At 63.3% G+C, this 23,511-nt stretch carries 26 protein-coding genes and 2 tRNA genes; 22 read left to right on the top strand and 6 right to left on the bottom strand.

Going from position 1 to position 23,511, the window contains the following annotated elements:
* Window positions 1-27 precede the first annotated feature (27 nt).
* Both FMM02_RS01005 and FMM02_RS01000 read right to left on the bottom strand, forming a co-directional pair.
* Window positions 28-744 carry a Crp/Fnr family transcriptional regulator gene (locus tag FMM02_RS01005; RefSeq protein WP_147493123.1) on the bottom strand — a complete coding sequence of 239 codons (717 nt, stop codon included), beginning with the start codon at window positions 742-744 and terminating at the stop codon, window positions 28-30.
* 78 nt (window positions 745-822) lie between these two features.
* Window positions 823-1,257, bottom strand: a complete 435-nt coding sequence (locus FMM02_RS01000; RefSeq protein WP_147494916.1) for an HIT family protein — start codon at window positions 1,255-1,257, stop codon at window positions 823-825.
* Between the two features lie 84 nt (window positions 1,258-1,341).
* Here FMM02_RS01000 and FMM02_RS00995 point away from each other — a divergent pair.
* The 9 genes from FMM02_RS00995 (at window position 1,342) to FMM02_RS00960 (ending at window position 7,298) form a co-directional block, all read left to right on the top strand.
* Window positions 1,342-1,418: transfer RNA gene (locus tag FMM02_RS00995), tRNA-His, on the top strand.
* A 35-nt stretch (window positions 1,419-1,453) separates the two neighbouring features.
* Complete coding sequence (locus tag FMM02_RS00990; RefSeq protein ID WP_147493122.1) at window positions 1,454-2,503, top strand: Glu/Leu/Phe/Val family dehydrogenase; 1,050 nt, start codon at window positions 1,454-1,456, stop codon at window positions 2,501-2,503.
* Between the two features lie 43 nt (window positions 2,504-2,546).
* The gene (locus FMM02_RS00985) at window positions 2,547-3,266 is read left to right on the top strand and encodes a heme ABC transporter permease (RefSeq protein WP_147493121.1); all 720 of its coding nucleotides are present in this window, start codon (window positions 2,547-2,549) and stop codon (window positions 3,264-3,266) included.
* Entirely contained in the window at window positions 3,263-3,394 is a 132-nt protein-coding gene (locus FMM02_RS11405) for a hypothetical protein (RefSeq protein WP_281288875.1), read from the top strand. Before FMM02_RS00985 ends, FMM02_RS11405 begins: the two co-directional genes overlap by 4 nt.
* Window positions 3,394-3,816, top strand: a complete 423-nt coding sequence (gene ccmE / locus FMM02_RS00980) for a cytochrome c maturation protein CcmE (RefSeq protein WP_187107802.1) — start codon at window positions 3,394-3,396, stop codon at window positions 3,814-3,816. The genes FMM02_RS11405 and ccmE overlap by 1 nt, the downstream gene beginning before the upstream one ends.
* Window positions 3,813-5,735 carry a heme lyase CcmF/NrfE family subunit gene (locus FMM02_RS00975; RefSeq protein WP_147493120.1) on the top strand — a complete coding sequence of 641 codons (1,923 nt, stop codon included), beginning with the start codon at window positions 3,813-3,815 and terminating at the stop codon, window positions 5,733-5,735. The genes ccmE and FMM02_RS00975 overlap by 4 nt, the downstream gene beginning before the upstream one ends.
* Complete coding sequence (locus FMM02_RS00970; protein WP_147493119.1) at window positions 5,732-6,259, top strand: DsbE family thiol:disulfide interchange protein; 528 nt, start codon at window positions 5,732-5,734, stop codon at window positions 6,257-6,259. Before FMM02_RS00975 ends, FMM02_RS00970 begins: the two co-directional genes overlap by 4 nt.
* Window positions 6,241-6,660: a cytochrome c-type biogenesis protein gene (locus FMM02_RS00965; protein WP_187107801.1), complete on the top strand. Its 420-nt coding sequence runs from the start codon at window positions 6,241-6,243 to the stop codon at window positions 6,658-6,660. The genes FMM02_RS00970 and FMM02_RS00965 overlap by 19 nt, the downstream gene beginning before the upstream one ends.
* Window positions 6,660-7,298, top strand: coding sequence for a tetratricopeptide repeat protein (locus FMM02_RS00960; RefSeq protein WP_147493117.1), 639 nt, complete (start codon window positions 6,660-6,662; stop codon window positions 7,296-7,298). Before FMM02_RS00965 ends, FMM02_RS00960 begins: the two co-directional genes overlap by 1 nt.
* On the opposite strand, the gene ald is transcribed toward FMM02_RS00960, so the two are convergent.
* The gene (ald, locus tag FMM02_RS00955) at window positions 7,283-8,383 is read right to left on the bottom strand and encodes an alanine dehydrogenase (RefSeq protein ID WP_147493116.1); all 1,101 of its coding nucleotides are present in this window, start codon (window positions 8,381-8,383) and stop codon (window positions 7,283-7,285) included. The genes FMM02_RS00960 and ald overlap by 16 nt on opposite strands.
* A 125-nt stretch (window positions 8,384-8,508) precedes the next feature.
* Between ald and FMM02_RS00950 the strand changes: the two genes are divergently transcribed.
* From FMM02_RS00950 to FMM02_RS00940, 3 genes are read left to right on the top strand one after another with little or no spacing between them, the layout of a single operon-like run.
* Window positions 8,509-10,458 (top strand): potassium transporter Kup, encoded by a 1,950-nt coding sequence (locus FMM02_RS00950; protein ID WP_147493115.1) that lies wholly within the window; start codon window positions 8,509-8,511, stop codon window positions 10,456-10,458.
* A gap of 32 nt (window positions 10,459-10,490) precedes the next feature.
* Entirely contained in the window at window positions 10,491-11,045 is a 555-nt protein-coding gene (locus FMM02_RS00945) for a PRC-barrel domain-containing protein (protein ID WP_147493114.1), read from the top strand.
* Window positions 11,033-11,551 (top strand): 2'-5' RNA ligase family protein, encoded by a 519-nt coding sequence (locus FMM02_RS00940; RefSeq protein ID WP_187107800.1) that lies wholly within the window; start codon window positions 11,033-11,035, stop codon window positions 11,549-11,551. The genes FMM02_RS00945 and FMM02_RS00940 overlap by 13 nt, the downstream gene beginning before the upstream one ends.
* On the opposite strand, the gene FMM02_RS00935 is transcribed toward FMM02_RS00940, so the two are convergent.
* Window positions 11,548-11,958: a DUF3775 domain-containing protein gene (locus FMM02_RS00935; RefSeq protein WP_147493113.1), complete on the bottom strand. Its 411-nt coding sequence runs from the start codon at window positions 11,956-11,958 to the stop codon at window positions 11,548-11,550. The two genes, FMM02_RS00940 and FMM02_RS00935, sit on opposite strands and share 4 nt — an antisense overlap.
* Before the next feature lie 122 nt (window positions 11,959-12,080).
* On the opposite strand from FMM02_RS00935, the gene FMM02_RS00930 reads away from it, so the two are divergent.
* Window positions 12,081-12,157: transfer RNA gene (locus FMM02_RS00930), tRNA-Met, on the top strand.
* Window positions 12,158-12,372: 215 nt separating this feature from the next.
* Window positions 12,373-12,999: an ADP-ribosyltransferase family protein gene (locus FMM02_RS00925; RefSeq protein WP_187107799.1), complete on the top strand. Its 627-nt coding sequence runs from the start codon at window positions 12,373-12,375 to the stop codon at window positions 12,997-12,999.
* Window positions 13,000-13,164: 165 nt separating this feature from the next.
* Here FMM02_RS00925 and FMM02_RS00920 read toward each other — a convergent pair whose 3' ends face one another.
* A complete protein-coding gene (locus FMM02_RS00920) occupies window positions 13,165-16,161 on the bottom strand; it encodes a nucleotidyltransferase family protein (protein WP_147493111.1) in 2,997 nt (998 codons plus the stop codon).
* Between the two features lie 279 nt (window positions 16,162-16,440).
* Between FMM02_RS00920 and FMM02_RS00915 the strand changes: the two genes are divergently transcribed.
* The 4 genes from FMM02_RS00915 (at window position 16,441) to FMM02_RS00900 (ending at window position 19,067) form a co-directional block, all read left to right on the top strand.
* The gene (locus FMM02_RS00915; RefSeq protein WP_147493110.1) at window positions 16,441-16,710 is read left to right on the top strand and encodes a type II toxin-antitoxin system Phd/YefM family antitoxin; all 270 of its coding nucleotides are present in this window, start codon (window positions 16,441-16,443) and stop codon (window positions 16,708-16,710) included.
* A 2-nt stretch (window positions 16,711-16,712) separates the two neighbouring features.
* Window positions 16,713-17,042 carry a type II toxin-antitoxin system RelE/ParE family toxin gene (locus FMM02_RS00910; RefSeq protein ID WP_147493109.1) on the top strand — a complete coding sequence of 110 codons (330 nt, stop codon included), beginning with the start codon at window positions 16,713-16,715 and terminating at the stop codon, window positions 17,040-17,042.
* Between the two features lie 98 nt (window positions 17,043-17,140).
* On the top strand, window positions 17,141-17,947 hold the full coding sequence (locus FMM02_RS00905; protein WP_147493108.1) for an alpha/beta fold hydrolase: 807 nt from the start codon (window positions 17,141-17,143) through the stop codon (window positions 17,945-17,947).
* Between the two features lie 4 nt (window positions 17,948-17,951).
* Window positions 17,952-19,067 (top strand): PAS domain-containing sensor histidine kinase, encoded by a 1,116-nt coding sequence (locus FMM02_RS00900; RefSeq protein ID WP_246104791.1) that lies wholly within the window; start codon window positions 17,952-17,954, stop codon window positions 19,065-19,067.
* Here the strand turns inward: FMM02_RS00900 and FMM02_RS00895 are convergent.
* Entirely contained in the window at window positions 19,064-19,429 is a 366-nt protein-coding gene (locus FMM02_RS00895; RefSeq protein ID WP_147493107.1) for a DUF1622 domain-containing protein, read from the bottom strand. The genes FMM02_RS00900 and FMM02_RS00895 overlap by 4 nt on opposite strands.
* 361 nt (window positions 19,430-19,790) lie before the next feature.
* Between FMM02_RS00895 and proS the strand changes: the two genes are divergently transcribed.
* From proS to FMM02_RS00875, 4 genes are read left to right on the top strand one after another with little or no spacing between them, the layout of a single operon-like run.
* Window positions 19,791-21,113 carry a proline--tRNA ligase gene (gene proS / locus FMM02_RS00890; protein ID WP_147493106.1) on the top strand — a complete coding sequence of 441 codons (1,323 nt, stop codon included), beginning with the start codon at window positions 19,791-19,793 and terminating at the stop codon, window positions 21,111-21,113.
* Window positions 21,110-22,360: a lipoprotein-releasing ABC transporter permease subunit gene (locus FMM02_RS00885; protein WP_147493105.1), complete on the top strand. Its 1,251-nt coding sequence runs from the start codon at window positions 21,110-21,112 to the stop codon at window positions 22,358-22,360. The genes proS and FMM02_RS00885 overlap by 4 nt, the downstream gene beginning before the upstream one ends.
* Window positions 22,353-23,027 carry an ABC transporter ATP-binding protein gene (locus FMM02_RS00880; protein WP_147493104.1) on the top strand — a complete coding sequence of 225 codons (675 nt, stop codon included), beginning with the start codon at window positions 22,353-22,355 and terminating at the stop codon, window positions 23,025-23,027. The genes FMM02_RS00885 and FMM02_RS00880 overlap by 8 nt, the downstream gene beginning before the upstream one ends.
* Entirely contained in the window at window positions 23,024-23,503 is a 480-nt protein-coding gene (locus FMM02_RS00875; protein ID WP_147493103.1) for a glutathione peroxidase, read from the top strand. Before FMM02_RS00880 ends, FMM02_RS00875 begins: the two co-directional genes overlap by 4 nt.
* The last annotated feature ends 8 nt before the right edge of the window (window positions 23,504-23,511 follow it).

Genomic DNA, 23,511 nt, shown 5'->3' with positions numbered 1-23,511 from the left:
GGCGGGATGGCCCGCCCCCCGATATTCCTACTGAAGATATCCAGGCTGGAAGCTCGCCACCCGGCGCATCTCGCTCCAGTCGTTGAAGAAGATCTCCCGGCCGCGCCGCTTGATCAGGCCTTGGCGTTCCAAGTCCGCGAAGACGCGGTTGACGTTCACCGAAGTCTGGCCAGTAATGTCGGCAATCTGCTGCTGCGTGAATGGATTGACCATCCCATCCTCGCGGACGTCGATCCCCATCCGTTCCGCGGTTTCGCACAGCAAATGCGCGACGCGGGCGGTTGAATCGCGACGACCCGTGTTGACCAGCCATTCATAGCCAATGGAATTATGCCGCTGGATCAGCTTCCAGAAGAAGCGCGCCAGTTCAGGATTGGCCTCGACCAGCGGATCGAAATCCTCGGCCTTGCCGACCATCACCTCGCTTCGGATGATCGCTTGAATACCATAGTCGGCGGTGCCTTCCCGCGGCAGGATGCCGTCGCCCGGGAACCGCAGCGCGACAATCTGCCGGCGGCCGCTACCGTCGCTCTTGAATTTGGACAGGATGCCCGAACGGACGAACATCACTTCGTCACGGGCGACGCCCGGTTCGCGAAAGGGTCTGCGGGGCTCTACGTGAACCAGTTTATGCGGCATTTCGACCAGCAGGTCGGCAAACTTGGTTTCCAGTCCGGCCTCCACCAGTCGATCGCGAAGGCTCACACTAGCTTCGGCGTGGCCGCGTGCCCGTCGAATCGTCATTTGTTTCTCCCCAATGACGGAATGCGCCCGTAATGACCGGCACGCAAGGTTTATCCTAACCTAGCCTGTCAATCGTAGTTAAGTATGGGATACCCAACCCTCGATCAGCTGGTTCCTGATCCTGTCCGCGACCATCGGCACGGTGCGCCCCGATGAGAGATCGGGGGGGCCGGGCCAGCCAAGGTCCGGAAAAGACTCGCCGCCCAACTCGCGCTCGCCTTCATAGCGCGGAAAAATATGAAAATGCACGTGCGGATCCACCATCATTAGCATAAGATAATTGATCCGTGCGTAGCTCGTCAGCGACGCGAGGGCGCCCTCAACGTCCGCAGTGACATTGGCCAGTTCAGCATAGGCGCCCGGTTCGAGCTGCCCGAACGCCGTTGCGTGCCCTTTCGCCGCGACGACCAGCGAGCCCAGCGTCACCTGCGCCGGGCGGACCAGCGCAACCCAATGCTGATATTCACGCACGAGCGAACCCGGGTAGCCAAATTTACGCATCGTATCGTTGATCATCCGTTTCCGTCCCCCGCGTCGCTTGCCAAGCCGGTGCCGCTTCCTTAAGGAGCCGACGCGCCCCTTCCAAGGCGTTTCATGGCGATCGTAGCTCAGTTGGTTAGAGCATCGGTTTGTGGTACCGAGGGTCGCGGGTTCAAGTCCCGTCGGTCGCCCCATCTTTCCTTGGCCGTACAGTGAGTTAGGGCGATCCATGACTACCCCTTGGGGCTATTCCGACTTCGACGCGCACGAAGCGGTGCATTTCGTGACCGATGAGAAGAGCGGACTGCGCGCGATTATCGCGATGCACTCAACGCATCTTGGTCCGGCGGCGGGAGGGACGCGGCTGTGGCATTATGCGGATGATGCCCAAGCGCTGACTGACGCGCTGCGGCTGTCTCGCGGGATGAGCTACAAGAACGCCATGGCCGGCCTGCCGCTTGGCGGGGGCAAGGCGGTCGTTCTGGCCGACCGAAGCCGGACGAAGACGGCTGCAATGCTTGAAGCATTTGGAAAGGCTGTCGACACGCTTGGCGGCAAGTATGTCACCGCCGAGGACGTCGGCATGTCGGTTGCCGACATGATCGAAATTTCCCGTCAGACGAGCTTCGTTGCTGGCCTTCCGGCCGAAGGCGGCGAGGTTGGCGGCGATCCTGGCCCGCACACCTCGCTTGGCGTGTTCCTGGGAATCAAGGCGGCGGTAAAGCGTACGCTTGGCAAGGACAGCCTGCAGGGCCTCCACATCGCATTGCAGGGCGCCGGCAGCGTTGCCGGCGGGGTGGCCCGGCACGCCGCGGCGGAAGGTGCTCGCCTGTCAGTTGCCGATGTCGATGCGGCCAGGGCCAGCGCTCTGGCGGCGGAAACCGGCGGCACTGTGGTGTCTCCCGATGATATCCTGTCGATGGAGGCTGACGTCGTCAGTCCTTGCGCACTGGGTGCAATCCTCACCGAACAATCGATCGCTGCGCTCAATGCGCCGATTGTCGCCGGGGGCGCAAACAATCAGCTTGCGACCAGCGAAGATGGTCAACGGATCGCGGCGCGCGGCATCCTCTACGCGCCTGATTATGTCATCAACGCGGGCGGCATCATCAACGTTTCGACGGAATATCTGAACGATGGCGGCCCTGAACTGGTACGTTCTCGGATTGAAGCGATACCCGGCCGCCTGGAGCAGATCTGGACGGAAAGTGCCGCGTCAGGCAAGGATCCGGCATCGGTTGCCGACGCGATGGCGCAAAAGCTGATCGGACGAGGCTGATTGAAGCAACGGACGCGGTCGGCTAGGGGGCAGGGACGCCACCATGCACGGTTATGCCAACCCCGCCCGTTTTCTGAAGATTGCCCGGCCCGCTACGGGCTGGCTGCTCGGCATTGGCCTCGTGCTGTTGCTGGCGGGCGTGGTCGGCGGTCTGGCGATCACTCCGCCTGACTATCTGCAGGGCGAGACCGTGCGAATCCTCTACATCCATGTGCCCGCCGCCTGGCTCGGCATGGCCGGTTGGTCCGGGATCGCCGCCGCCGCGATCAGCCAGCTGGTCTGGCGTCACCCCTTGGCCGCAGTCGCTGGCCGGGCCATTGCTCCTGCCGGTGCGACCTTCGCGGCCTTGTGCCTTGCTACCGGATCAATCTGGGGCCGCCCGACCTGGGGTACTTGGTGGGAATGGGATGGGCGGCTAACCTCGATGCTGGTGCTGTTCTTCCTTTACCTCGGATATATCGGCCTGGCCTCGGCCGAGCGCGAGCGGGGCGGCGAAGGACGCATGGCAGCACTGTTCGGCCTGGTCGGCGCCGTCAACCTGCCGATCATTCATTATTCGGTCCTGTGGTGGCGCACACTCCACCAAGGCCAGTCGATCAGCATAGCCGGCGGATCGACGATTGCGCCCGAGTTGCTCTGGCCCTTGCCGCTGACGATGATCGGCTTCACTGCGCTGTTTGCAGCAGTGACGCTGATGCGCATGCGCACCGAGCTTGCCCGGCAGAAGCTGGAAGCCCGGCTGATGAGGCGGGCCGGGGAATGAGCCAGTGGACCTTTGTCGCCGCCGCCTATGCGATCGTCGCAGCGGCGACCGCCGCATTGCTGGTCATGTCCTACCTGGCGATGCGCCGTGCAGAGGCCGATGTCGAAGCGGGGAAGCGGCAGCGCTGATGGTCAAACCCAAGCATCAGCGATTGATCCTGATCCTTCTGGCACTAGTCGCGCTGCTCGGTGCGGTGCTGCTCGCCATGTGGGGGCTGCAGGATCGGGCTGCCTATTTTGTCACTCCGGCAGACATTGCCGCTGGCAAGGCGGCGCCCGACCGCGCGATGCGGCTGGGCGGTATGGTCGTGCCGGGATCGCTCAAGCGCGATGCCGACGGACTGACCGTGCGCTTCACCGTCAGCGATGGGAAGGCGACCGCGCCAGTTGTGTTTCGCGGGATCACGCCCGACCTGTTCAAGGAAGGCAGTGGCGTGGTTGCGGAAGGGCGGCTGGATCCGGCGGGACTATTCGTGGCGGACAATATCCTCGCCAAGCATGACGAACGCTATATGCCGCCGCAAATGGCCAACCAGGCCGACGCGGAGTGATTGCCGAGCTTGGCCTTGGGGCATTGTGGATGGCGGCGGCACTGGCGGTGCTGCAACTGGCACTGGCCTGCGGGCTGGGCGGGGAGCAGGGACGCTCACTTCGGACAATTCGCTCGGTCGCCATTGCCCAAGGTTTGTTGACGGCACTGTCGTTCGGGGCGCTCGTCTGGCTGTTTCTGGACAGCGACATGAGCGTTAAGCTGGTGGCGGCCAACAGCCACAGCCAGAAACCCTGGATCTACAAATTCGCGGGAACTTGGGGAAATCATGAAGGCTCGATGCTCTTGTGGGTGATGGTGCTGGCCTTGGCTGGCGCGGTGATCGCCTCGCTGGAACGTCGGATCGACGAGCCTACCCTGGGCGCGACGCTGGGCGCGCAAGCGGCGCTGGCGCTGGGCTTTTTCACTTTCCTGCTGCTCGCTTCCAACCCGTTCGAGCGGCTCGATCCCGCGCCGATTGACGGCCGTGGGCTCAATCCCCTGCTCCAGGACCCGGGCCTCGCCTTCCACCCCCCAACGCTTTATCTTGGCTACGTCGGGCTTTCCGTGGCGTTCAGCCTCGCGGTCGGCGGACTTATCCGGGGCGAGGTCGGTCCGTCGATCGCGCGGGCGATGCGGCCTTGGGTGCTGGCGGCATGGATTCTGCTGACCATCGGCATCACCGCCGGCAGTTACTGGGCCTATTATGAACTCGGCTGGGGTGGCTGGTGGTTCTGGGACCCGGTTGAAAATGCCTCCCTGATGCCGTGGCTGGCTGCGACCGCACTGCTCCACAGCGTCAATGTTCTGGCGGCCCGCGGTGGTCTTCGCGCCTGGACGATGATGCTGGCGCTGGTTGCCTTTTCCATGTCCATGGTCGGGACTTTCCTCGTCCGCTCGGGGATTTTGACCTCGGTGCACAGCTTCGCGGTTGATCCGGCACGCGGCAGCTTCATCTTGGCCTTGCTTGCGATTTATATCGGCGGCGCGCTGACATTGTTCGCGCTGCGCATCGCCCACGTCCGGGAAGGAGCGCCGTTCGAAGTGGTCAGTCGCGAAGGCGGACTGGTTGCCAACAATCTCATCCTGTCGGTTATCCTCGGCATCGTCTTTGTCGGCACGCTCTATCCGCTGCTCGCGGAAGCCTTGTCGGGCGAGAAATTGTCAGTCGGTCCGCCTTATTTCGACAGTGTCGCAAGCCCGCTTGCGCTTGTGCTCGCAGCCCTGATGATGATCGCGCCACAGCTGCGATGGCGACGCGACCGTCAGCCGTTGCTTCGACGCGCCGCCCCCGGTGTGCTGGTCGCCGTCACGGTCCTAGTGGCGACCCTTTTGCTTGCTCCCGACATTGGCTGGTTGCCGCGTCTCGGGCTGGCGGTCGCGGCGGGCCTGGTCCCGGCGAGTCTCCAGCCGCTCGTCGGCCGTTCGTTGCGCCGCACGCCGTTGGCGACTTGGGGGATGGCGCTGGCGCATCTCGGGGTCGCGGTGGCGATCCTCGGCATGGCGTCCGACAGCGCGTTCACGCGCGAGACACTGTCAGCCGCCCGGCCAGGCGAGCGGATCAATGTCGGTCCGTGGATTGTCGATTTCCAGGGCGTGCGGCCGATCGCGGGGACAAACTGGACCGCGATCGAGGCCGAACTGAGGGCATCGAAAGGCGGGGGCGTGGCGGTGCTCCACCCGCAAAGCCGATTTTTCTCGGAGCCGCCGACCACGACGAATGAAGCGGCGATAGATTCGAGCTGGAATGGCCAGCTTTATGCCGTGCTCGGTGAGCGCGACGAGGCGGGGCGCTGGCAAATCCGGTTGTGGTGGAAGCCATTTGTCACGCTGATCTGGCTGGGCGGCGGGATGATTGCGCTAGGCGGCCTGTTGGCCTTGCTCGGTCGACTATTCCGGGAACGGCGCCAGCGTATTCGGGGCGAAGAGGCTTTCGCATGAGCCGCGCCCTTCGTTTCGTACCGCTGGCTGTCCTGCTGCTGTTCGTTGCTGCGGTCGCGTGGCGCATCTCCGTACCTGCCGACCCGAAAGTCACCTCGAAGCTGATCGGACAACCGCTTCCTGCCTTCCATCTTGCGGCGATGGTCCCGGGCAAGCCTTCATTGGCGTCGAGCGACTTCGCCGGTGGTGGCCCGCGGGTCATCAATGTGTTCGCAAGCTGGTGCGTACCGTGCGTCGCGGAAGCGCCGCTACTGCTCGAGCTGTCGCGCCGGGGAATTCCAATCGATGCGATTGCAGTGCGCGACCGACCCGAGGATGTTGCCGCCTTTCTAGATTCCCACGGCGATCCCTTCCAGCGGATCGGGTCGGACCCCGAAAGCCGGGTCCAGCTGGCGCTCGGCTCGTCGGGCGTGCCGGAAACGTTCATCGTCGATGGCCAAGGGATCATTCGCTACCAGCATATGGGGCCGATCACGCCGAACGACTTGCCGCAAATGCTCGCCCAATGGGAGCAGGTACAGTGAGACTGGCGCTTGCGACATTGCTATTGCTGCTTGCACCGCCGGCCTTGGCTGATAGCAGCTTGCCGCCCGCCCAATGGGCCGACCGCCAGCTTCCTGATCCGGCGCAGGAAGCCAGGGCCAAGGCGCTGATGGAGGAGCTTCGCTGCCTCGTTTGCCAAGGCCAGTCGATCGCCGACAGCGACGCCGAGATGGCGGGCGACATGCGCTCGCTCGTTCGCCAGCGGATCGCCGAAGGCGAGAAGCCGTCGGAGGTTCGGGCCTGGTTGGTCGAGCGCTATGGGAGCTGGGTGAGCTACCGCCCGCCGGTCGAGCCCGTGACTTGGCCCTTGTGGGCGGCGCCGGTACTGCTGTTGGCGCTTGGCGGATGGTTGTTGCGTAAACGGTTGGTGAGGCGGCGCTGATGGGCCTGTTGATCATCGCCCTGTTGGCCGCCTTTTGCCTTGGCCTACTGTGGCTGGCGAGGCTGCGTGGCCCTGTCCTGACCCTGAGTGCGGCCGCACTGGCATTTGGCTGTGCGGGCTATGCCTTGCAGGGGAGCCCGGGCCTTGCGGGAAGCCCGCGCGCTAGCACTGCCCGCCAGAGCCCGATGTCCCTGGCGACCGCTCGCCATACGCTGACCGGGCAGTTCGACTATGCCGATATCTGGCTGAACATGGCCGATGCACTGGCAAGCCGCGGCAATACCGCGGACGCCGTCAACCTGCTTAGCAAGCAGGTCGAGCGGCACCCCAACGACTATAAATTATGGCTCGGCTTGGGGAACGCGCTGGCTGACCATGCACGGACCCTGTCGCCGGCGGCGCGGCTGGCCTTTGAGCGGTCGGCTGAACTGGCGCCGGGCTATCCCGGACCCTTGTTTTTCCTCGGCCTCGCGGAAGCCCGCTCGGGCAATCCGGCGGAGGCAGAACGGCTGTGGAGGGAAGCGCTGGCCGGCGCACCGGCCGACGCGAGCTGGCGCCCGCTGATCGAGGACGGATTGCTGATGATCAGCGGGGGACCGGCGCAGCGGCCCCCCGTGTCGAATCAGGCGGGTTCGTAGGCGAGGCCCAGCGCCTCGGCGACGGCTTCGTGGCGGACCTTTCCGCCCGACACGTTGAGTCCGTTGGCGAGGTGGGGATCCTCGGCCATCGCCGCGTCGGGCCCCAGGTTCGCAAGCTTCAGCGCGAAGGGTAGTGTCGCGTTGTTGAGCGCGAAAGTCGAAGTCCGCGCGACCGCCCCGGGCATGTTGGCCACGCAATAATGGATGACCCCGTCGATCTCGTAGACGGGGTCTTCGTGCGTTGTCGCCTTCGACGTTTCGAAGCAGCCGCCCTGGTCGATGGCGATATCGACCAGCACACTGCCGCGCTTCATCGTCTTGAGCATTTCGCGGGTCACCAGCTTGGGCGCGGCAGCGCCCGGAACGAGCACCGCGCCAATCACGACTTCGGCTTCCTTGACCGCCGCGGCGATAGCGGCCTTGCTTGCGAAAGCCGTTTTGATCTGGCTGCCGAAATGCATGTCGAGCTCGGCGAGCCGATCGTTGTTGATGTCATAGATGGTCACGTCGGCGCGCAGGCCGGTGGCCATTTGCGCGGCATTGATGCCGGCGACACCGCCGCCGAGGATCGCGACCTTTGCCGGGGCGACGCCGGGCACGCCTCCGAGCAGGACGCCGCGTCCGCCCTGTTCCTTCTCCAGGTAATGCGCGCCGACCTGGACCGACATGCGGCCGGCGACTTCGCTCATCGGCTTGAGCAAGGGCAGCGCGCCGGAACGGGAGGTCACCGTTTCATAGGCGATGCAGGTCGCGCCCGAGGCCATCAGCCCCTTGGTCTGTTCGAGGTCCGGGGCAAGGTGGAGATAGGTGAACAGCAGGTGGCGCGGTTCGAGCATCGCAATCTCGACCGCCTGCGGTTCCTTCACCTTCACGATCATGTCGCTTCTGGCGAACACCTCGGCAGCGGTGGGGAGGATGGTCGCGCCGACCTTCTGGTAGGCGGCATCTGAAAAATCGATTCCGGTCCCGGCCTTGGTCTCGACAAAGACCTCATGGCCATTGGCGACCAGTTCCTCGACCGACGCAGGAGTCAGGCCGACCCGATATTCGTGGTTTTTGATTTCCTTCGGCACGCCGACGCGCATGATCTTAATGCTCCAAACGGGGAAAGTGGCGGGGCTATAGCGGCCAAGTCACCCAATTGCAGCGCCTTTTTGCGGGTGCTAGGGCGACCCGCCGCGCCGCCCGGCGGGAATAGGACCAAGAGTTTATGAACATTACCGCCACGGGTTCGGCCGAGGTCCTCACCGACGACCAGCCGCGCGATCCCGGACATGGCCAGGGTTCTCTCGCCAAATTGATGGCGGGCGCGATCGGCATCGTGTTCGGTGACATCGGCACGTCGCCGATCTACGCCTTTCGTGAAACCTTCGCGGGCCACCACACGCTGAAGCCCGACGCGCTGCACATCTATGGTGTGCTCAGCCTGATCTTCTGGTCGATGCTGATCATCGTCGCCTTGAAATATGTGACGATCATCATGCGCGCGGACAATAAGGGGGAAGGCGGAAGCCTCGCCCTGCTCGCGCTGCTCAACCGCAGCTCCGACGATACGGAGAGGCGCAAGTGGGCGACCGGGATCGTCATGCTGGGCGTGTTCGCCACGGCGCTGTTCTACGGCGACTCGATGATCACGCCGGCCATCTCGGTCTTGTCGGCCGTGGAAGGGCTCACCACCGTCAATCCGGGGCTGGAGCCATGGGTCATTCCCATCGCCATTTTCATCCTCGTCGGCCTTTTCGCCATCCAGTCACGCGGGACCGCCAAGGTAGGCCAGCTGTTCGGTCCGATCATGCTCGTCTATTTCACCGTGCTCGCGGTGCTAGGCCTGATCCATATCGTGAAGCATCCGGCGGTGTTCCTGGAGATGCTGAACCCGCTCAACGCCTTCGAATTCTATTTCGCCGAGCCGCTGCCCGCCTTCATCGCCATGGGTAGCGTGGTCCTCGCGGTAACCGGGGCGGAGGCGCTCTACGCCGACATGGGCCATTTCGGCCGCCGCCCGATCAAGTTCAGCTGGCTTTATGTCGTGATGCCGGCGTTGCTGCTCAACTATATGGGGCAGGGCGCGATGCTGCTGGCCCAGACGCCCGCCGAAGCGCTTGCGACGGTTCGCAACCCCTTCTTCTTCCTTGCTCCCGACACGCTGCGCCTTCCGCTCGTGATCCTGGCGACGATGGCGACCATCATTGCCAGCCAGGCGGTGATCTCGGGGGCCTTCTCGGTCACCCAGCAAGCGATCCAGCTGGGCTTCATGCCGCGCCTCAGCATCCGTTTCACCAGCGAACATGCCGCGGGCCAGATCTACATCCCGGTGATCAATTGGGCGCTGATGGTCATGGTGATCCTGCTCGTCGTCATGTTCGGCTCGTCGTCGAACTTGGCCGCGGCCTATGGCATCGCGGTGACTGGGGCGATGCTGATCGACGGCGTGCTGATCTCTGTCGTCCTCTTCAGCCTCTGGAAGTGGCCGGCATGGAAGGCGATCCCGCTGCTGTTCGTCTTCTTCACGATCGACATTCTCTATTTCAGCGCGAATCTCCTCAAGGTTCCCGACGGTGGCTGGTTCCCGCTACTGATAGGGGCGATTGCCTTCACCCTGCTGACCACCTGGGCGAAGGGCCGCAAGCTGATGATCGACCGCATGTCCGAAGCATCGCTGCCAATCGAGGTGTTCATCAAGTCGGCGGCGACGAGCGCAACCCGGGTGCCCGGCACCGCGGTGTTCATGACCACCTCGATGACGGGCGTTCCGCATGCGCTGCTGCATAACCTCAAGCACAACAAGGTGCTTCACGAACGCGTGATGCTGCTGACGGTCAGAATCCAGGACGTGCCTTACGTGCCGGCGACGACGCGGATCGAGACGAAGGAATATGGCGCGGGCTTCTTCCGGGTGGTCATCCGTTACGGTTTCATGGAGGAAATCGACGTCCCGGCCGCCTTGGCCCAGATCAAGGACTGCGGACAGCAGGTGAAGATGATGGACACCAGCTTTTTCCTGGCCCGGCAGACTCTGATTACCGCGGCCAGACCGGGGATGGCAGTGTGGCGCGAAAAACTGTTCGCCTGGATGCTGCGCAACGCCGAAAGCGCGATGGAATTCTTCAAACTGCCTACCAACCGGGTGGTCGAGCTGGGCAGCCAGGTAGAGATTTGAACCATCGCGCCCCGTGCGGGGTTTGACCGGCCATGGACGACAGCATCTCCTGGGTCGCGACGGCCCTGACGGTTACCGCCGCCTTGATGACCGCCTCGAACCTTGGCTCGCGTATCACCGGCTATGGATTCGCGGTGTTCGCCCTGGGCTCGGTTGCTTGGATCACAACCGGCGTCATGACGTCACAGCCGGCGTTGACGTGGACCAACGGCGTCCTGCTGCTCCTCAACCTGTTCGGCGTGTGGCGCTGGCTCGGGCGGCAGGCCAAGATCGAGGAGGGCGGCCGCATCGCCCAGCACCATAGCGAAGAAACGCCAGGGGAGGCGCTGTTCCCGGCCTCGATGCTGTGCCGCGCGCCAATAGTCGATGGCCAGGGCCGCAAGATCGCCCAAGGGGTCGATGCGATGATCGGAGGCGCGTCCGGGCGCATCGCCTATCTGGTCGCGTCCGACGGCGGGCTGACCGGAGTGGGCGAGACGCTGCGCCGGATCGACTGGCCGGACGTCGGAATCGATGATGAAAACATCCGCTGCTGCCGCGATTTCGGGCAGCTCCGGGAAATCGCCAAGGACGAATGGCCTGGCTGATGTCGGCATTGATCGTCACAGCAGAGTTTGGACGAACCGACTTCGCCTGGCTCGATGGCCTGAGGCGCGCCCATTACCCGCCCGAGCGTAACCGGGTCCCGGCCCATCTTACGCTTTTCCATGCCTTACCCCCGTCGGCGGTGGACTCGGCGCGACGCCAGCTTGCGCTGGCCAGTTCCGCTCCGCCGCCGCGGGCAATGATCGCGGGCCTGATGAAATTGGGCGGTGGAGTCGCCTTCCGCGTGGTGTCCGAGGATCTCGACGCAATCCGGGCTGACATCGCCGACCATTTCCACGGGATGCTGGGTGCACAGGACGCTCAGGGCTGGCGCCCCCATGTCACGATCCAGAACAAGGCGAGTGCAGAGGAAGCCCGGACGCTGTTCGCTACGCTGGACCGGGATTTCGAGCCGCGGGCCCTGGAGATCGCGGCGCTTGCCTTGCATCGATATGTGGCCGGCCCATGGGAAACGGTTGGCCGTTACCCGTTTCGTGGGGCCGCCTAGCTGAGGTCGCCGATCCCGTTGCAGCTCAGGTCGAACGCCGCCATCCCGGATTCCAGCACCGAAGCGAGCATCGGCATGTCCATCAGTTCTTCGACAATGTTGCTTTCATCGGCTGCGGCTTCCAGAGCTTCGTCCCAGTCTGACGCATCATAGGTGCCTTGGCCCACCCAGGCGAAAGCCAGCACTTCCTGGAGCTGGTCCTCGGCAAGGTCGTCGAGCGCGCTGGTCAGTTCCTCCTCGACCCCGGTGTTGATCGAATCGTCGAGCACCGACAGCGTCTCTTCTCCTTCGTCATCGACATTCTCCGGCGCTTCGCCGCCGTCGTAGTCGGTCGGAACCTGCGCCTCATACTCGCGGGCCCGCAGGATGATGCGGCAAAGGGTCTCGAGGGGGGTCAGCGGTTCCATGTGCTTCTGCTCTCCATTTACCGCTTGAACGAGGGTCAAAGGAGGCGGTTCCACGCTCATGTTGACGCCCCTCTGGGCGCCGCCTATAGGCTCGCCCCGCGCCCATAGGGCGGCCCTTTCGGGGCGGAGTAGCTCAGCTGGTTAGAGCAGCGGAATCATAATCCGCGTGTCGGGGGTTCGAGTCCCTCCTCCGCTACCAAAAAAACCAGTTCTTTCCCGGCTTTCGTCTTTCGAACGAAAATCTCGATGATAATGCGGAAGAGCGGCCGACGCGGGAAAACGGCAAAGCTGACGGCGAATGTCTCAAATGCGCCCATTTCGGTCGTCCCGCCCGACTTTGCCCTCACCGATAAGCTGACATTCACCGCGTGCTTGCAGCGGGCAAAGCTCCACTGCTCTAAGCGTGCGAAAAGCATGAGTGCTGTATTGGATCACACAATGATTGAAGGCCGCCTCCATCTCGAAGACGCGACGCCAGCCGAACTGGAAGCGTTGTCCGCCTACAAGTCGGCAGCGGATGACGCGAACGGAAACTCGACTTGCTTTACTCTGAATCGCCAGCTCGAGCACAGCTTAACGATCGATGACATGGGATCGTTGGGTGCTGTCGTACGAACGCTCGATGGCGTGTTCAGGCGATGCCCGCGGCTCTCGCGACCAACGACAGTCTATCGTGCCATCGGGCTGCGCTCGCATTATCCTTTGGCGGAACGAAAGGCCCGTTTCCGCAATCGAAGCTTCTGGTCCGCAAGCGCCAATCGCGACGCCTCGATCGGCTTCCTGAAGGCAGAATACGATGGGGCGGGTGGAGCACTTCTAGCGCTTGAGCTTCCAGTCGGCATCCCGGCCTACGACATGGAGACCCTAGCCGGAGCAGGTGGGACCGAGGTTGAATTGCTACTTCCCAGAGGCATCTTGTGGGAGGTCGGACCGTCCGTCATCTTCGACGGGGCGCGCCAACTTCTTCCGCATGTCGCTAAGAAGTTCAGCAACGTCGTTGAGGTCACACTGATCGCTGATCCGAATTGGTCGCCCATCTGAGTAAGTGGCAGCCTACGAAGTTCTGCTCCGTCATCCCGAGGCCAAGCTCCCGTAGCCGACAGCGGAAGAGCGCTAGCACAAGAGCGGTCACGCGCTCGATCCTTGGACCGTAAGGCCCATGGCGGCATTTGACTTCGCACATCGGATTGGAGAGCGACTTATGAGTTAGGGGCCGTCGAACGCGATTTGGCGCAAAGCGACGATTCGATCGGCGCGGCGCCGCTCCATGGCCAGCTGGTTTTCCGCCGACCTGATGAAACGCGCGGCGAAGTCGCGCACTGCCTCGTTCTCGTCGGCTTCCCATTCAGCGACGAGGGCCTTGCGCGCCTCCTGCGCTTCGACGGAGCCGTATTCGCCGACAAGCACGCCGCTCGAGCGGATGACGATGTCGACGATGTTCAGCAGCTCGTCGTCCGCAGGGAGAAAGCCAACGATCGCGCGCAACAGCGGGTGCAAGAATTTTTCTCCCTCGTATGCCCTCAGCACCGAGAGCACAAAGTCGATACCCTCGCGCCCCTGTTCGAGCTGGCTGTAAAGCAGCGGATAGAGCGGGTGCTCCAAGTTGGGGAAGAGCTCGGAAATCAGCCGGCCGCCGTGGAACTGCGAGAGCGCCGGATTGGCGTCGAACCACGCCCTCGCAGCCGCCACAATCTCGACCGGCGCCGCGGCGAGCGGCGCGCGCAGATAGTAGAGGGGGTGCGGAAGGTCCTCATAGCGGATGTCCGGATCCTCGCTGTCGTGCTGGAAGCGCCGGCCGATCAGGTCGATGACCGCCTGAACGTGTTCCGCCGCGATGACGGCGAGCATAGCCTCGCCGTCATCGCCGAGCCGCGGCACGTTGGTCATCAGCCCAAGCAGCGGATCGACCTGCTCGGCGGAAAGGCCCTTCAGCAGCGCGACCTGGTCCCAGTTGACCATGCCGCCGGTCCAACTGAATACGCCGCGTTCCGCAAGCGACCGCGCGGCCGGCAGGTAGATTTCGTCGAACAAGCCCTGCGGATGCTTCGCAGACTGGCGGGCGGCGGCGAGGGCGGCGTTGTGCAGGATCGCGTCGTCCGCCGTCGCCAGCCCCTTGCCGGTGATGGTAGCCAGCAGGTCGAATCGGAAAGCCTCGGCGAATTGCAGGTAGTAGGCGATCGAGGACAGGTGCCGGTCCTCGCCGATCCAGCCTTCGAGCAGGCGGTCTATGTCCGGGCCGCGCCCGGCTTTCCAGAGTCCGTGGAGCATGCCGGGCAGCCATGCGGCGAGGCGGTCACTGAGGCGGGGCAACCACGACAGAAGGATGTCGGGCTGGGTCGTCGCGAGCCGCTTGATGAAATCCTGGAGTCCGACGAACGTCGCCCCGTCGCTGCTGCGCGTCTCGACGAAGCGCTCGAGCCGCGCGAGCCACTCGTCCGACGTGTCGGCCGTGACTTCCGTGAGCAGCGCGTCGATACCGGCGGACTGCTCTTTCTTCCTCGCGTCGTAGTCGAAGCCCGGCTTCGCCCACATGCTCGCGGTCACGCTATCGTAGCCGACGAGCAGCCGGTAGCGGGCTAGTTCGGGATCGGCGTCGAGCGCGGCACGGACTGCGGCGAACGCCTCAAGCAACCGCCCCTGCGCCGCCACCAGCGCGGCGTTACCGGCCATGGCGGGCGGCAGAGCGTGGTAGGCGTAGTATCGCTGGTGTACGGCGACCTCGAGATGCCGCCTCGCCTCCAGCCCGAGGCCGGGGATCACCCCGGCGAAGAACCCCATGACCTGCGCGAGGTCGTCCATGATGACCTCGCCGAGCTGATCGGTGTAGCCGGCGTTGTTCGGCGTGCTGCCCGCGGCGAGCATGGCGTGTCGCACGTTTCCCCTCGCCCCGTTGTCGGCGAGAAGCGCGTGTAGGCGCTCGAGCTGCGCGAGCGCGTCGCGGCGAATCTGCTTCAGCTCGTCGGTGACGACGATCGATCCGTTGTGGAGGAGCATCGTGTCCGCCTTCCAGCTGGTGCCGGTCACCGTGCTTGAGAGGGTTTCCTTCAGCATGATCGTGGCGCTCCCAGCGGCGTCGATCAGGGGGGCGTCATCCATCCCGGCGATCCTGTCCACGATCAGCCGCTGGATTCCCGGCCCGACCTTCTTCCAGGCATAGAGGTCATACTGGGCGAACCGCCGGGCGAGATCGTCGATCGGCTTGCGCTCTTCGTCAGTAACGGCGGCGCGGCGCATGGCGATCACGGCGTCGAACATCCGCTCCGGCGCCGCGTAGAGCAGATATCCGCTTTCCAGAACTTGGCAGATTTTGGCGATGACCGCGTGTGACGTGGTGCCAGGATACTCGCGGTTGAAGTATTTGAGAGGTACCTCGGGCATCCCGGGTGCGCGCATCGCCGCGTCGGACATCGTGTCGATGACGTCGGGCGCGGCGGCGACGTAGTCGTCAAAGTGGGGCAGTACGAAGTTCGAGTAGCGCTCGACTGTCTCCTCGAGGCAGTTGCGGTCGTCGCAGCCGCGGATCGCCGCGAGAGCGTCGCCATCGAACATCTCCTTGCCGCCGCGCAGGTGGGCATAGTCGCTGGCGATTTTGTCGAAGGCGTAGCCCGCCGGCTGGAGGTGTTCTTGCATCACCTTGCGCAGTCGCTTGCGCATCGCCTCGATCTTCGCGGCCCCGAACCCGACGTCGGTCATCGGCTTGTAGATCGTGTCGTGCGCCATCTCGGCCCAGGCGTGGTCGAGGATTGTCTGGATCTGGATTTCGCAGCGCAGTCCGGCGAACCGACGGTATTCGGGGAGCGCGCAGCGCGCCTCGCTCAGCGCCACCACCCAGTTCTCCGATATGAAGAACTCAGCACCCTCCTCCCTGCTCTCGGGGTAGTGCATCTTGGACCGGTCATAATCGACGTCGAAGTTTTCGCGCAGGATGCCGCTGTTCCGGAACCGCTCGATGTCGCCGTTGGTGTAGAGGATCACGCGGCAGCCCGCGACGTCCTTGGCGACATCGCCGATCGGCGCGTCGGCCGCTGCCCCGGCCTTGGCTAGCTTCGCCTCAAGGGACGCCGGGTCCTTCGCGCGGAACTGGATGTTCTGCAAACGAAGGTCGCCTTTCTCGGCGATCGCGGCCTCGAGGATATCCGCCATCGACTCGGCGAAGTCGGCGTAGAGCGCCATCCCGCCGCTCTGATATTCGTCAAAGGTCATTCCGTGCTCCCGGCGCGCATACAGATCGGCCTGCAGCAGGCATAGCCCGAGACGGAAACAAGAGTCAGTCCTTGGTGCTTTCGATGCAATGCCTAACGGCACTCAATAGTCAGGAATGAACAATCGTTCGCCGAACGATTGTCTGATTTCGGGCTGTCCCTTACTCCAGAGCGGACGGTCCGCTTTCGGCCATTAGCCGCCTTTGGAGAGCCGTCGCAGCTTGACGGCTCGCCTAGGGCAAACTAAATATAGACCGAATTCGGTTTGAGGAGAGAGGCTGTGCGCTTATCCGCAGCAAAGCCAATAAGCTATTTCAAAGCCCACGCTGCCGAGATCCTATCCGAGCTCGAAGAGAGTCGGGAGCCCGTCGCCATCACCCAAAATGGTGAGGTCAAGGCAGTCGTCCAAGACGTTGCCTCATTTGAACGGACCCAAGAAACCCTCGCCTTGCTTAAGCTACTCGCGCTTGGAATGGCGGACATCGAGGCTGGGCGAACAGTGGATGCGCGAAGCGCCATTGCAAAGCGTCGCCGGGTTACCGCGGGCTGACAATGGCGCGTTACGATGTGGCGCTGACGGCAGGCGCCGAGCGCGATTTGGACAGCATTTGCACCTACCTCGAGCAGCAACGCGGGCCGGACGCTATCGATGAGTGGCTCGACAATTTTAACGACGCCATCGGCCTGCTGGAGACATTCCCCGATCGAGGCTCGGTGCCGCCGGAGCTTGAGGCGCTGGGCATCAAGGATATTCGCCAAAAGCAGTTCAAGCCGTATCGCATCATCTACCGAGTGATGGAGACAAGCGTCTTCATCATGGTCGTCGCTCACGGCAGTCGCGATTTTCAGTCTTTGCTCCTGGAGCGGCTCCTGCGAAGCTGAGTGACCGATCCGTGATCCTCAGCTGTGGCGCGCGTCGCGGGCTGCGCTAAATATTTCCATCATTTGCATATTCCGGCCCGGGCAATAGAAGCGGGGCCATGGGGGAACGCATCCTGGCACGGAACAATGTCTCGCTGCATGGCAGTGGGAAGCGTTCGCTCGTGTTTGCCCATGGGTTCGGATGCGACAAGAATATGTGGCGGGACGTCGCCACGCAATTCGAGGACGACTATCGCGTCGTCCTGTTCGATCACGTGGGGGCGGGGCGCTCCGACCTTTCCGCCTATGACCCGGCGAAATATTCCTCGCTCGACGGCTATGCCCAGGACCTTGTCGAAATTGGCGAGGCCCTGGAATTGCGCGATGCGGTTGTGATCGGCCATTCGGTCAGCGCGATGATCGGTGCGCTGGCTTCGATCGCGCGGCCCGACATGTTCAGCGAGATCGTGATGGTCGGGCCTTCGCCGCGCTACATCGACGACGACGGCTATGTCGGCGGCTTTTCGGGAACGCAGATCGAGGAGCTGCTAACCTTTCTGGAAGAAAATCATCTTGGCTGGTCCGCGGCGATGGCGCCGCAGATCATGGGCAATGAAGACCGGCCGGAACTGGGCGAGCGGCTGACCAGCTCATTCTGCTCGACCGACCCGGACATCGCCCGGCAATTCGCCCGAGTAACATTCTATTCCGACAACCGGGGCGATCTTCCCAAGATCAAGGCGAGGACGCTGGTCCTGCAATGCCAGCGGGACATAATCGCGCCGGAATCGGTCGGCGAATATGTCCACGCCAACCTCGGCGACAGCGAATATAAGCTGCTCGACGCCACCGGACATTGTCCCAATCTCAGCGCTCCGGGTGAAGTAACCAAGGCTATACGTGATTTTCTTGAACCCTCCAGCTGAAGATTTGGCGGACCTCTACGAAGAGGCACCTTGCGGCTATGTGTCGATCACCGCCGACGCGCGGATCGCCAAGGTCAACCGTACGTTGACCGATTGGCTGCAATGTTCGCACCAGGAGCTGGTGGGCAAGTCGATCCACGAAATTTTGTCCTTTGGCGGAAAGATCGCGTTCGAAACGCACCTTGCACCCATGTTGCGCTTGCAAGGGGAGGCGCAGGAGATCGCCTTCGACCTGCAGCTCGGCGACGGGGAGAAGCTGCCTGTTTTCGGCAATGCGAAGGAAAAGCGGGGACCGTCTGGCGAGCATCTTTTCACGCGGCTTACGCTGTTCAAGGCAATTGAGCGCCGAACCTTCGAACGCTCGCTGATCGAGGCGAAGGTGAGGGCCGAGGAACGGTTCAACCTTGAGCATGGCCAGCTTGAGCTTAGGGACCAGTTCATCGCCGTGCTTGGCCACGACCTGCGCAATCCGCTGGCGGCCATCCTGGCGGGCACGCAAATGCTGGAAAGGCAAGCCGTCCTCGACGAGCGCGGGGCGATGATCGTTCGTGAGATGCGAGCAAGCCTGTCGCGCGCCAACGCGCTGATCGACGACGTGCTCGATTTCGCGATGGGCCGGCTGGGGAAGGGCATCCAGCTGGACTATTCGGCGGAGGGCAAGCTGGCCGAGGTGCTGAGCCAGGTAGTCCATGAGATCAAGGCGATCGCGCCCGATGTCGAACTGGTCTTCAACTGTGGCGACCTGGGTTCGGTGCAGTGCGATCCGGCCCGCATCGGCCAGCTGACATCCAACCTCCTTTCGAACGCGGTCAAATATGGCGACCGAAGCCAACCGATCGTCCTTGAAGCCGCGATCGACGGCGAGCTTTTCCACCTTTCCGTAGCCAATAGCGGGGATCCGATACCCGAACCTGCGCTGGCGAAGCTGTTCCAGCCGTTCGAGCGCGGACGGGTTTCCGATCGCGAAAAGGGCTTGGGCCTGGGACTGTTTATCGCGCATGAGATCGCGGTCGCCCATGGCGGCGAGGTGACCGTGTCGTCCACCATCGCCGAGACGCGCTTTACGTTGTCTATGCCGCGAAAGCATCGCAACGCAGCGAGCGGAGGCGAGCGGGCCTAGCGGGAATCGTCTCCGGCGGCGGTTTCCTGCCGTCGCCATGGAGCGACGCCCTCGATTTCTATCTCCAGGCTGAAGCTGAGCAGGGTGCGGATAAGGACGATCAGTCCGAGCAGGCTGACACTTTCCACCGTCAGGGGCGCGGTGACGGTCGCTATGATGTCGGCACCGACGAGAAATTCCAGCCCGAGAAGGATCCCGCGGCCGAGGTTGGCCCGGTAGCATCCATAGGCGGCGCGCCGGTCCTTGCCGCGCAGGTCGCGCAGGAACAGAAGCGTCGCAAGTGCCGCGCCGCCGACTATGACACCCACTCCGATCCATTCCAGAAGCCTGGCCGCTTCCGCCATCCAGCCCGCCGTGCCCATGCGCGTCCTCCTGTGAACGGCGATTGATGCACGTGATTGCCCGAAACGCAAAACGCCCGGGCCTTGCAGCCCGGGCGTCCTTGCGTGACGATTGCTCGTCAGCCCCCTTGGAGTTTTGAAATGCGCCGGCGACCCCTGACTTGCGCCGATACATCCTCCCCGGACCTCAGCGCAGGCGCTTTCGATCCGGAAGCGCAGACCTACGCGCCATATTCGACGTTTGTCACGCCGAAAGGCGCAGGAAGGACACATTCCGGATCAAACTGTGCCAATCGTGCAACATTCGGCCCGCCGTTGCCTTCGTCCCGGCCGCTCACTAGGACAGCCCCACCATCCCCCGTCCGAACGAGGAACCTTAGAGTTGCGCCTTTCCCGCTGTTTCCTTCCCGTCCTCAAGGAAAGTCCCTCGGACGCCCAGATCGTTAGCCACAAGCTGATGCTGCAGGCCGGGCTGGTCCGGCAGACCGCCGCCGGCATCTATGCCTGGCTGCCGATCGGCTGGAGGGTGCTTCAGAAAATCGCGCAGATCGTCCGCGAGGAGCAGGATCGCGCCGGGGCGGTGGAAATGCTGATGCCGACTATCCAGTCGGCGGACCTGTGGCGCCAGTCGGGTCGCTATGACGCCTATGGTCCTGAAATGTTGCGCATCAAGGACCGGCATGACCGCGACATGCTCTACGGTCCGACCAACGAGGAGATGCTGACGGCCATTTTCCGCGATGATGTCAAAAGCTATCGCGACCTGCCGCGAACTCTCTACCACATCCAGTGGAAATTTCGCGACGAGGTCCGCCCGCGTTTCGGCGTGATGCGCGGGCGCGAATTCCTGATGAAGGACGCCTACAGCTTCGACCTCGACGAGGCCGGTGCCCGGCTCAGCTATTATACGCAACTGCTCGCCTATCTGCGGACGTTTCAGCGCATGGGCATTCGCGCCGTCCCGATGAAGGCAGCAAGCGGGCCGATCGGCGGCGACCTTAGTCATGAGTTCATCGTTCTCGCGCCGACCGGCGAAAGCGAGGTGTTCTACGACGCGGCGTTCGAAGAATTCGACTGGGCGCAGGCCGAACTTCGCTATGACGATGCCAACGGATTGAAGGCGCTGTTCGATAAGGTCAGCTCAACCTATTCAGCTACCGACGAAACCCATGATCAGTCCCGCTGGGCCGAGGTTCCCGCCGACCGCAAGCGGCAGGGCCGCGGCATCGAGGTCGGGCATATCTTCTACTTCGGCACCAAATATTCCGCGTCGATGGGCCTTAAGGTATCGGGGCAGGACGGGGCGATGGTGACCCCCGAGATGGGCAGTTACGGCATCGGCGTGTCGCGGCTGGTCGGTGCGATCATCGAGGCGAGCCATGATGACAAGGGAATCGTCTGGCCGAAGGCAGTAGCCCCCTGGCAAGTCGGGCTGGTGACGATGCGCGGCGACGACCCGGCGTCGATTGCGGCAGCCGACGACATTTACACCAAGCTCACGGCCGCGGGGGTCGAGGTGCTTTACGACGACCGCGACGAGCGGGGCGGGGTGAAACTCGGGTCGATGGACCTGATCGGCCTGCCATGGCAGTTGATCGTCGGTCCGCGCGGCCTTGCCAACGGCGTCGTCGAGCTCAAGAACCGCCGCACCGGGGAGCGTTCGGAACTTTCCATCGATTCCGCCATTGGGCGCCTCACCGCATGATCCTCAACGCCCATGAGAAAATGATCGCGAAGCGCTACCTCGTCCCGGTCAAGGGCGAGCGCTTCATCTTCGTTGTCGCCGGATTCTCGGTCGGCGCGGTGGCGCTTGGCGTTGCGGCGCTGATCATCGTGATGAGCGTGATGAACGGCTTTCGTGCCGAACTGTTCGAAAAGATCAGCGGCCTAAACGGCCACGCGATCATCCAGGGTTACGACGGCCGGCTGGCGGACTGGGAGCAGATCGCCGAGCGCGCGCGCAAAACGCCGGGCATCCAGTCGGCGACCCCGCTGATCGAACAGCCGCTGATGGCGTCCGCCAACGGGCGCGTCGAAGGAGTCCTGGTTCGCGGCAATAGGATCGAAGATATTCGTTCAAATCCAGTGCTTAACGGAAAAGTTTTGTCCGGCGACCTCAAGAATATCACGCCGGGAAGCAACCGGGTGGCGATCGGCGTTCGGCTTGCTGAAACGCTGGGTGCGTTCCCCGGCAGCGAAATTTCACTGATCAGTCCGGAGGGGCGGGCCACCCCGGTGGGCACCGTCCCGCGCATCGTCACCTATGAGGTCGGCGCCGTGTTCGAGGTTGGCATCTTCGAATATGACAAGGCGTTCGTCATCATGCCGATGGAGGATGCCCAGACCCTGCTGATGCTCGGTGACCTGGTGGGGATGGTCGAGGTCCAGACCGACGATCCCGACAATGTCCGGGAAATCCTTGCCCCGCTGCAGCCGCTGGTGAACGGCAAGGGCGTGATCGTCGACTGGAGGCAGATGAATTCCGCCCTGTTCGAAGCGCTGGAGATCGAGCGCGTCGCTATGTTCGTCGTGCTGTGCATCATCATCCTTGTTGCTGCGTTCAACATAGCCTCGTCGCTGATCATGCTGGTTCGCGCCAAGACCCGCGACATCGCCATCCTGCGGACCATGGGTGCGAGCCGCGGCTCGATGCTCAAGATCTTCATGACCGTCGGCCTGACGATCGGGACGTTCGGTATCGTCATCGGCCTGGCGCTGGGTGCAATTTTCCTCTTCTTCCGCCAAGGCGTCGTCAATGTCATCCAACTGCTTACCGGCCAGAATCTGTGGGATCCGTCGGTGCGTTTCCTGACCGAACTGCCATCACGGACCGACCCATTAGAGGTCGCGGCTATTGTCGCGGTCACGCTGGTCCTGACCTATTTCGCCACGCTATTCCCGGCCCGCGGCGCTGCCGCGACCGACCCGGTGCAGGTGCTCCGCTATGAGTGAGGCGGTCCTCCAGACGCGTGGGCTCTGCCGCAAGTTCACGCAGGGCGACGTCACCATCGAGGTGCTGCGCGGGGTCGATCTTGACGTCCAGCCGGGCGAAATCGTCGCGCTCCTTGGACCCTCCGGGTCGGGCAAGTCGACGCTGTTGCAGGCGGTCGGGCTGCTCGAGGGCGGATTTGAAGGTTCGATCCGTATCGCCGGTAGGGAGGCCGCGAGCCTCGATGACGACGGCCGGACGGAGCTGCGCCGCGACGCGCTGGGTTTCGTCTATCAATTCCATCATCTGCTGCCGGATTTCGACGCGCTGGAAAATGTGTTGCTGCCGCAGATCATTCACGGCGCGGATCCGGCCGCTGCACGGGAACGCGCCGAGGCGCTGCTGACCAAGCTTGGACTCGCCGCGCGACTGGACCACCGTCCGTCCAAACTGTCAGGCGGCGAACAGCAGCGGGTTGCCGTCGCGCGGGCCCTGGCGAACCGCCCGCCACTGGTCCTTGCCGATGAACCCACCGGAAATCTGGACGAGGCGACTGCTGACCGGGTGCTCGGTGAATTCCTGTCGCTCGTCCGCGGTGAGGGCAGCGCGGCCCTGGTGGCAACGCATAACGAGCGGCTGGCGGCAAAGATGGACCGAATTGTACGCCTGCACGAAGGCGTGCTGACGTGACGCCAGTCACGCAAATCCCCATTGTTACGGCCGACGGCAGCAGGGCCGACCTATCGGCCCATTCCGGCAAGGTCTTGCTGGTCGTGAACGTCGCGTCCAAGTGCGGCTTCACGCCGCAATATGCTGGATTGGAAGCGCTGCAGCGCCGCTATGGGCCGCAGGGCTTCACCGTCGTCGGATTTCCCTGCAACCAGTTCGGCGAGCAGGAACCGGGCAATGCCGACGAGATCGCCAATTTCTGCAAGCTCACATACGACGTCAGCTTCCCGGTTTATGGCAAGATTGATGTCAATGGTGACAATGCGGCGCCGCTCTACCGCCATTTGAAAGACGAGGCGCCGGGCTTGCTTGGGAGCAAGGCGATCAAGTGGAATTTCACCAAGTTCCTGGTCGACCGGTCGGGCAAGGTCGTCGCGCGCTACGCCCCGCAAACCAAGCCCGAGCGGCTCGCCGGGGACATCGAGGCGTTGCTCTAGCGAGGCGG

Origin of the sequence: Sphingomonas xanthus (genome assembly GCF_007998985.1) — a bacterium.
Lineage (GTDB): Bacteria > Pseudomonadota > Alphaproteobacteria > Sphingomonadales > Sphingomonadaceae > Sphingomicrobium > Sphingomicrobium xanthum.
This window is presented reverse-complemented; position numbering and strand designations above follow the sequence as displayed.

Bases quoted from the DNA above. Each gene is read 5' to 3' on its own strand.
- FMM02_RS01005 (WP_147493123.1), bottom strand. From the start codon at position 744: ATGACGATTCGACGGGCACGCGGCCACGCCGAAGCTAGTGTGAGCCTT.
- FMM02_RS00990 (WP_147493122.1), top strand. From the start codon at position 1,454: ATGACTACCCCTTGGGGCTATTCCGACTTCGACGCGCACGAAGCGGTG.
- FMM02_RS00985 (WP_147493121.1), top strand. From the start codon at position 2,547: ATGCACGGTTATGCCAACCCCGCCCGTTTTCTGAAGATTGCCCGGCCC.
- FMM02_RS11405 (WP_281288875.1), top strand. From the start codon at position 3,263: ATGAGCCAGTGGACCTTTGTCGCCGCCGCCTATGCGATCGTCGCAGCG.
- ccmE (WP_187107802.1), top strand. From the start codon at position 3,394: ATGGTCAAACCCAAGCATCAGCGATTGATCCTGATCCTTCTGGCACTA.
- FMM02_RS00970 (WP_147493119.1), top strand. From the start codon at position 5,732: ATGAGCCGCGCCCTTCGTTTCGTACCGCTGGCTGTCCTGCTGCTGTTC.
- FMM02_RS00965 (WP_187107801.1), top strand. From the start codon at position 6,241: ATGGGAGCAGGTACAGTGAGACTGGCGCTTGCGACATTGCTATTGCTG.
- FMM02_RS00960 (WP_147493117.1), top strand. From the start codon at position 6,660: ATGGGCCTGTTGATCATCGCCCTGTTGGCCGCCTTTTGCCTTGGCCTA.
- ald (WP_147493116.1), bottom strand. From the start codon at position 8,383: ATGCGCGTCGGCGTGCCGAAGGAAATCAAAAACCACGAATATCGGGTC.
- FMM02_RS00950 (WP_147493115.1), top strand. From the start codon at position 8,509: ATGAACATTACCGCCACGGGTTCGGCCGAGGTCCTCACCGACGACCAG.
- FMM02_RS00945 (WP_147493114.1), top strand. From the start codon at position 10,491: ATGGACGACAGCATCTCCTGGGTCGCGACGGCCCTGACGGTTACCGCC.
- FMM02_RS00940 (WP_187107800.1), top strand. From the start codon at position 11,033: ATGGCCTGGCTGATGTCGGCATTGATCGTCACAGCAGAGTTTGGACGA.
- FMM02_RS00935 (WP_147493113.1), bottom strand. From the start codon at position 11,958: ATGGAACCGCTGACCCCCCTCGAGACCCTTTGCCGCATCATCCTGCGG.
- FMM02_RS00925 (WP_187107799.1), top strand. From the start codon at position 12,373: ATGAGTGCTGTATTGGATCACACAATGATTGAAGGCCGCCTCCATCTC.
- FMM02_RS00920 (WP_147493111.1), bottom strand. From the start codon at position 16,161: ATGACCTTTGACGAATATCAGAGCGGCGGGATGGCGCTCTACGCCGAC.
- FMM02_RS00910 (WP_147493109.1), top strand. From the start codon at position 16,713: ATGGCGCGTTACGATGTGGCGCTGACGGCAGGCGCCGAGCGCGATTTG.
- FMM02_RS00905 (WP_147493108.1), top strand. From the start codon at position 17,141: ATGGGGGAACGCATCCTGGCACGGAACAATGTCTCGCTGCATGGCAGT.
- FMM02_RS00895 (WP_147493107.1), bottom strand. From the start codon at position 19,429: ATGGGCACGGCGGGCTGGATGGCGGAAGCGGCCAGGCTTCTGGAATGG.
- FMM02_RS00885 (WP_147493105.1), top strand. From the start codon at position 21,110: ATGATCCTCAACGCCCATGAGAAAATGATCGCGAAGCGCTACCTCGTC.
- FMM02_RS00880 (WP_147493104.1), top strand. From the start codon at position 22,353: ATGAGTGAGGCGGTCCTCCAGACGCGTGGGCTCTGCCGCAAGTTCACG.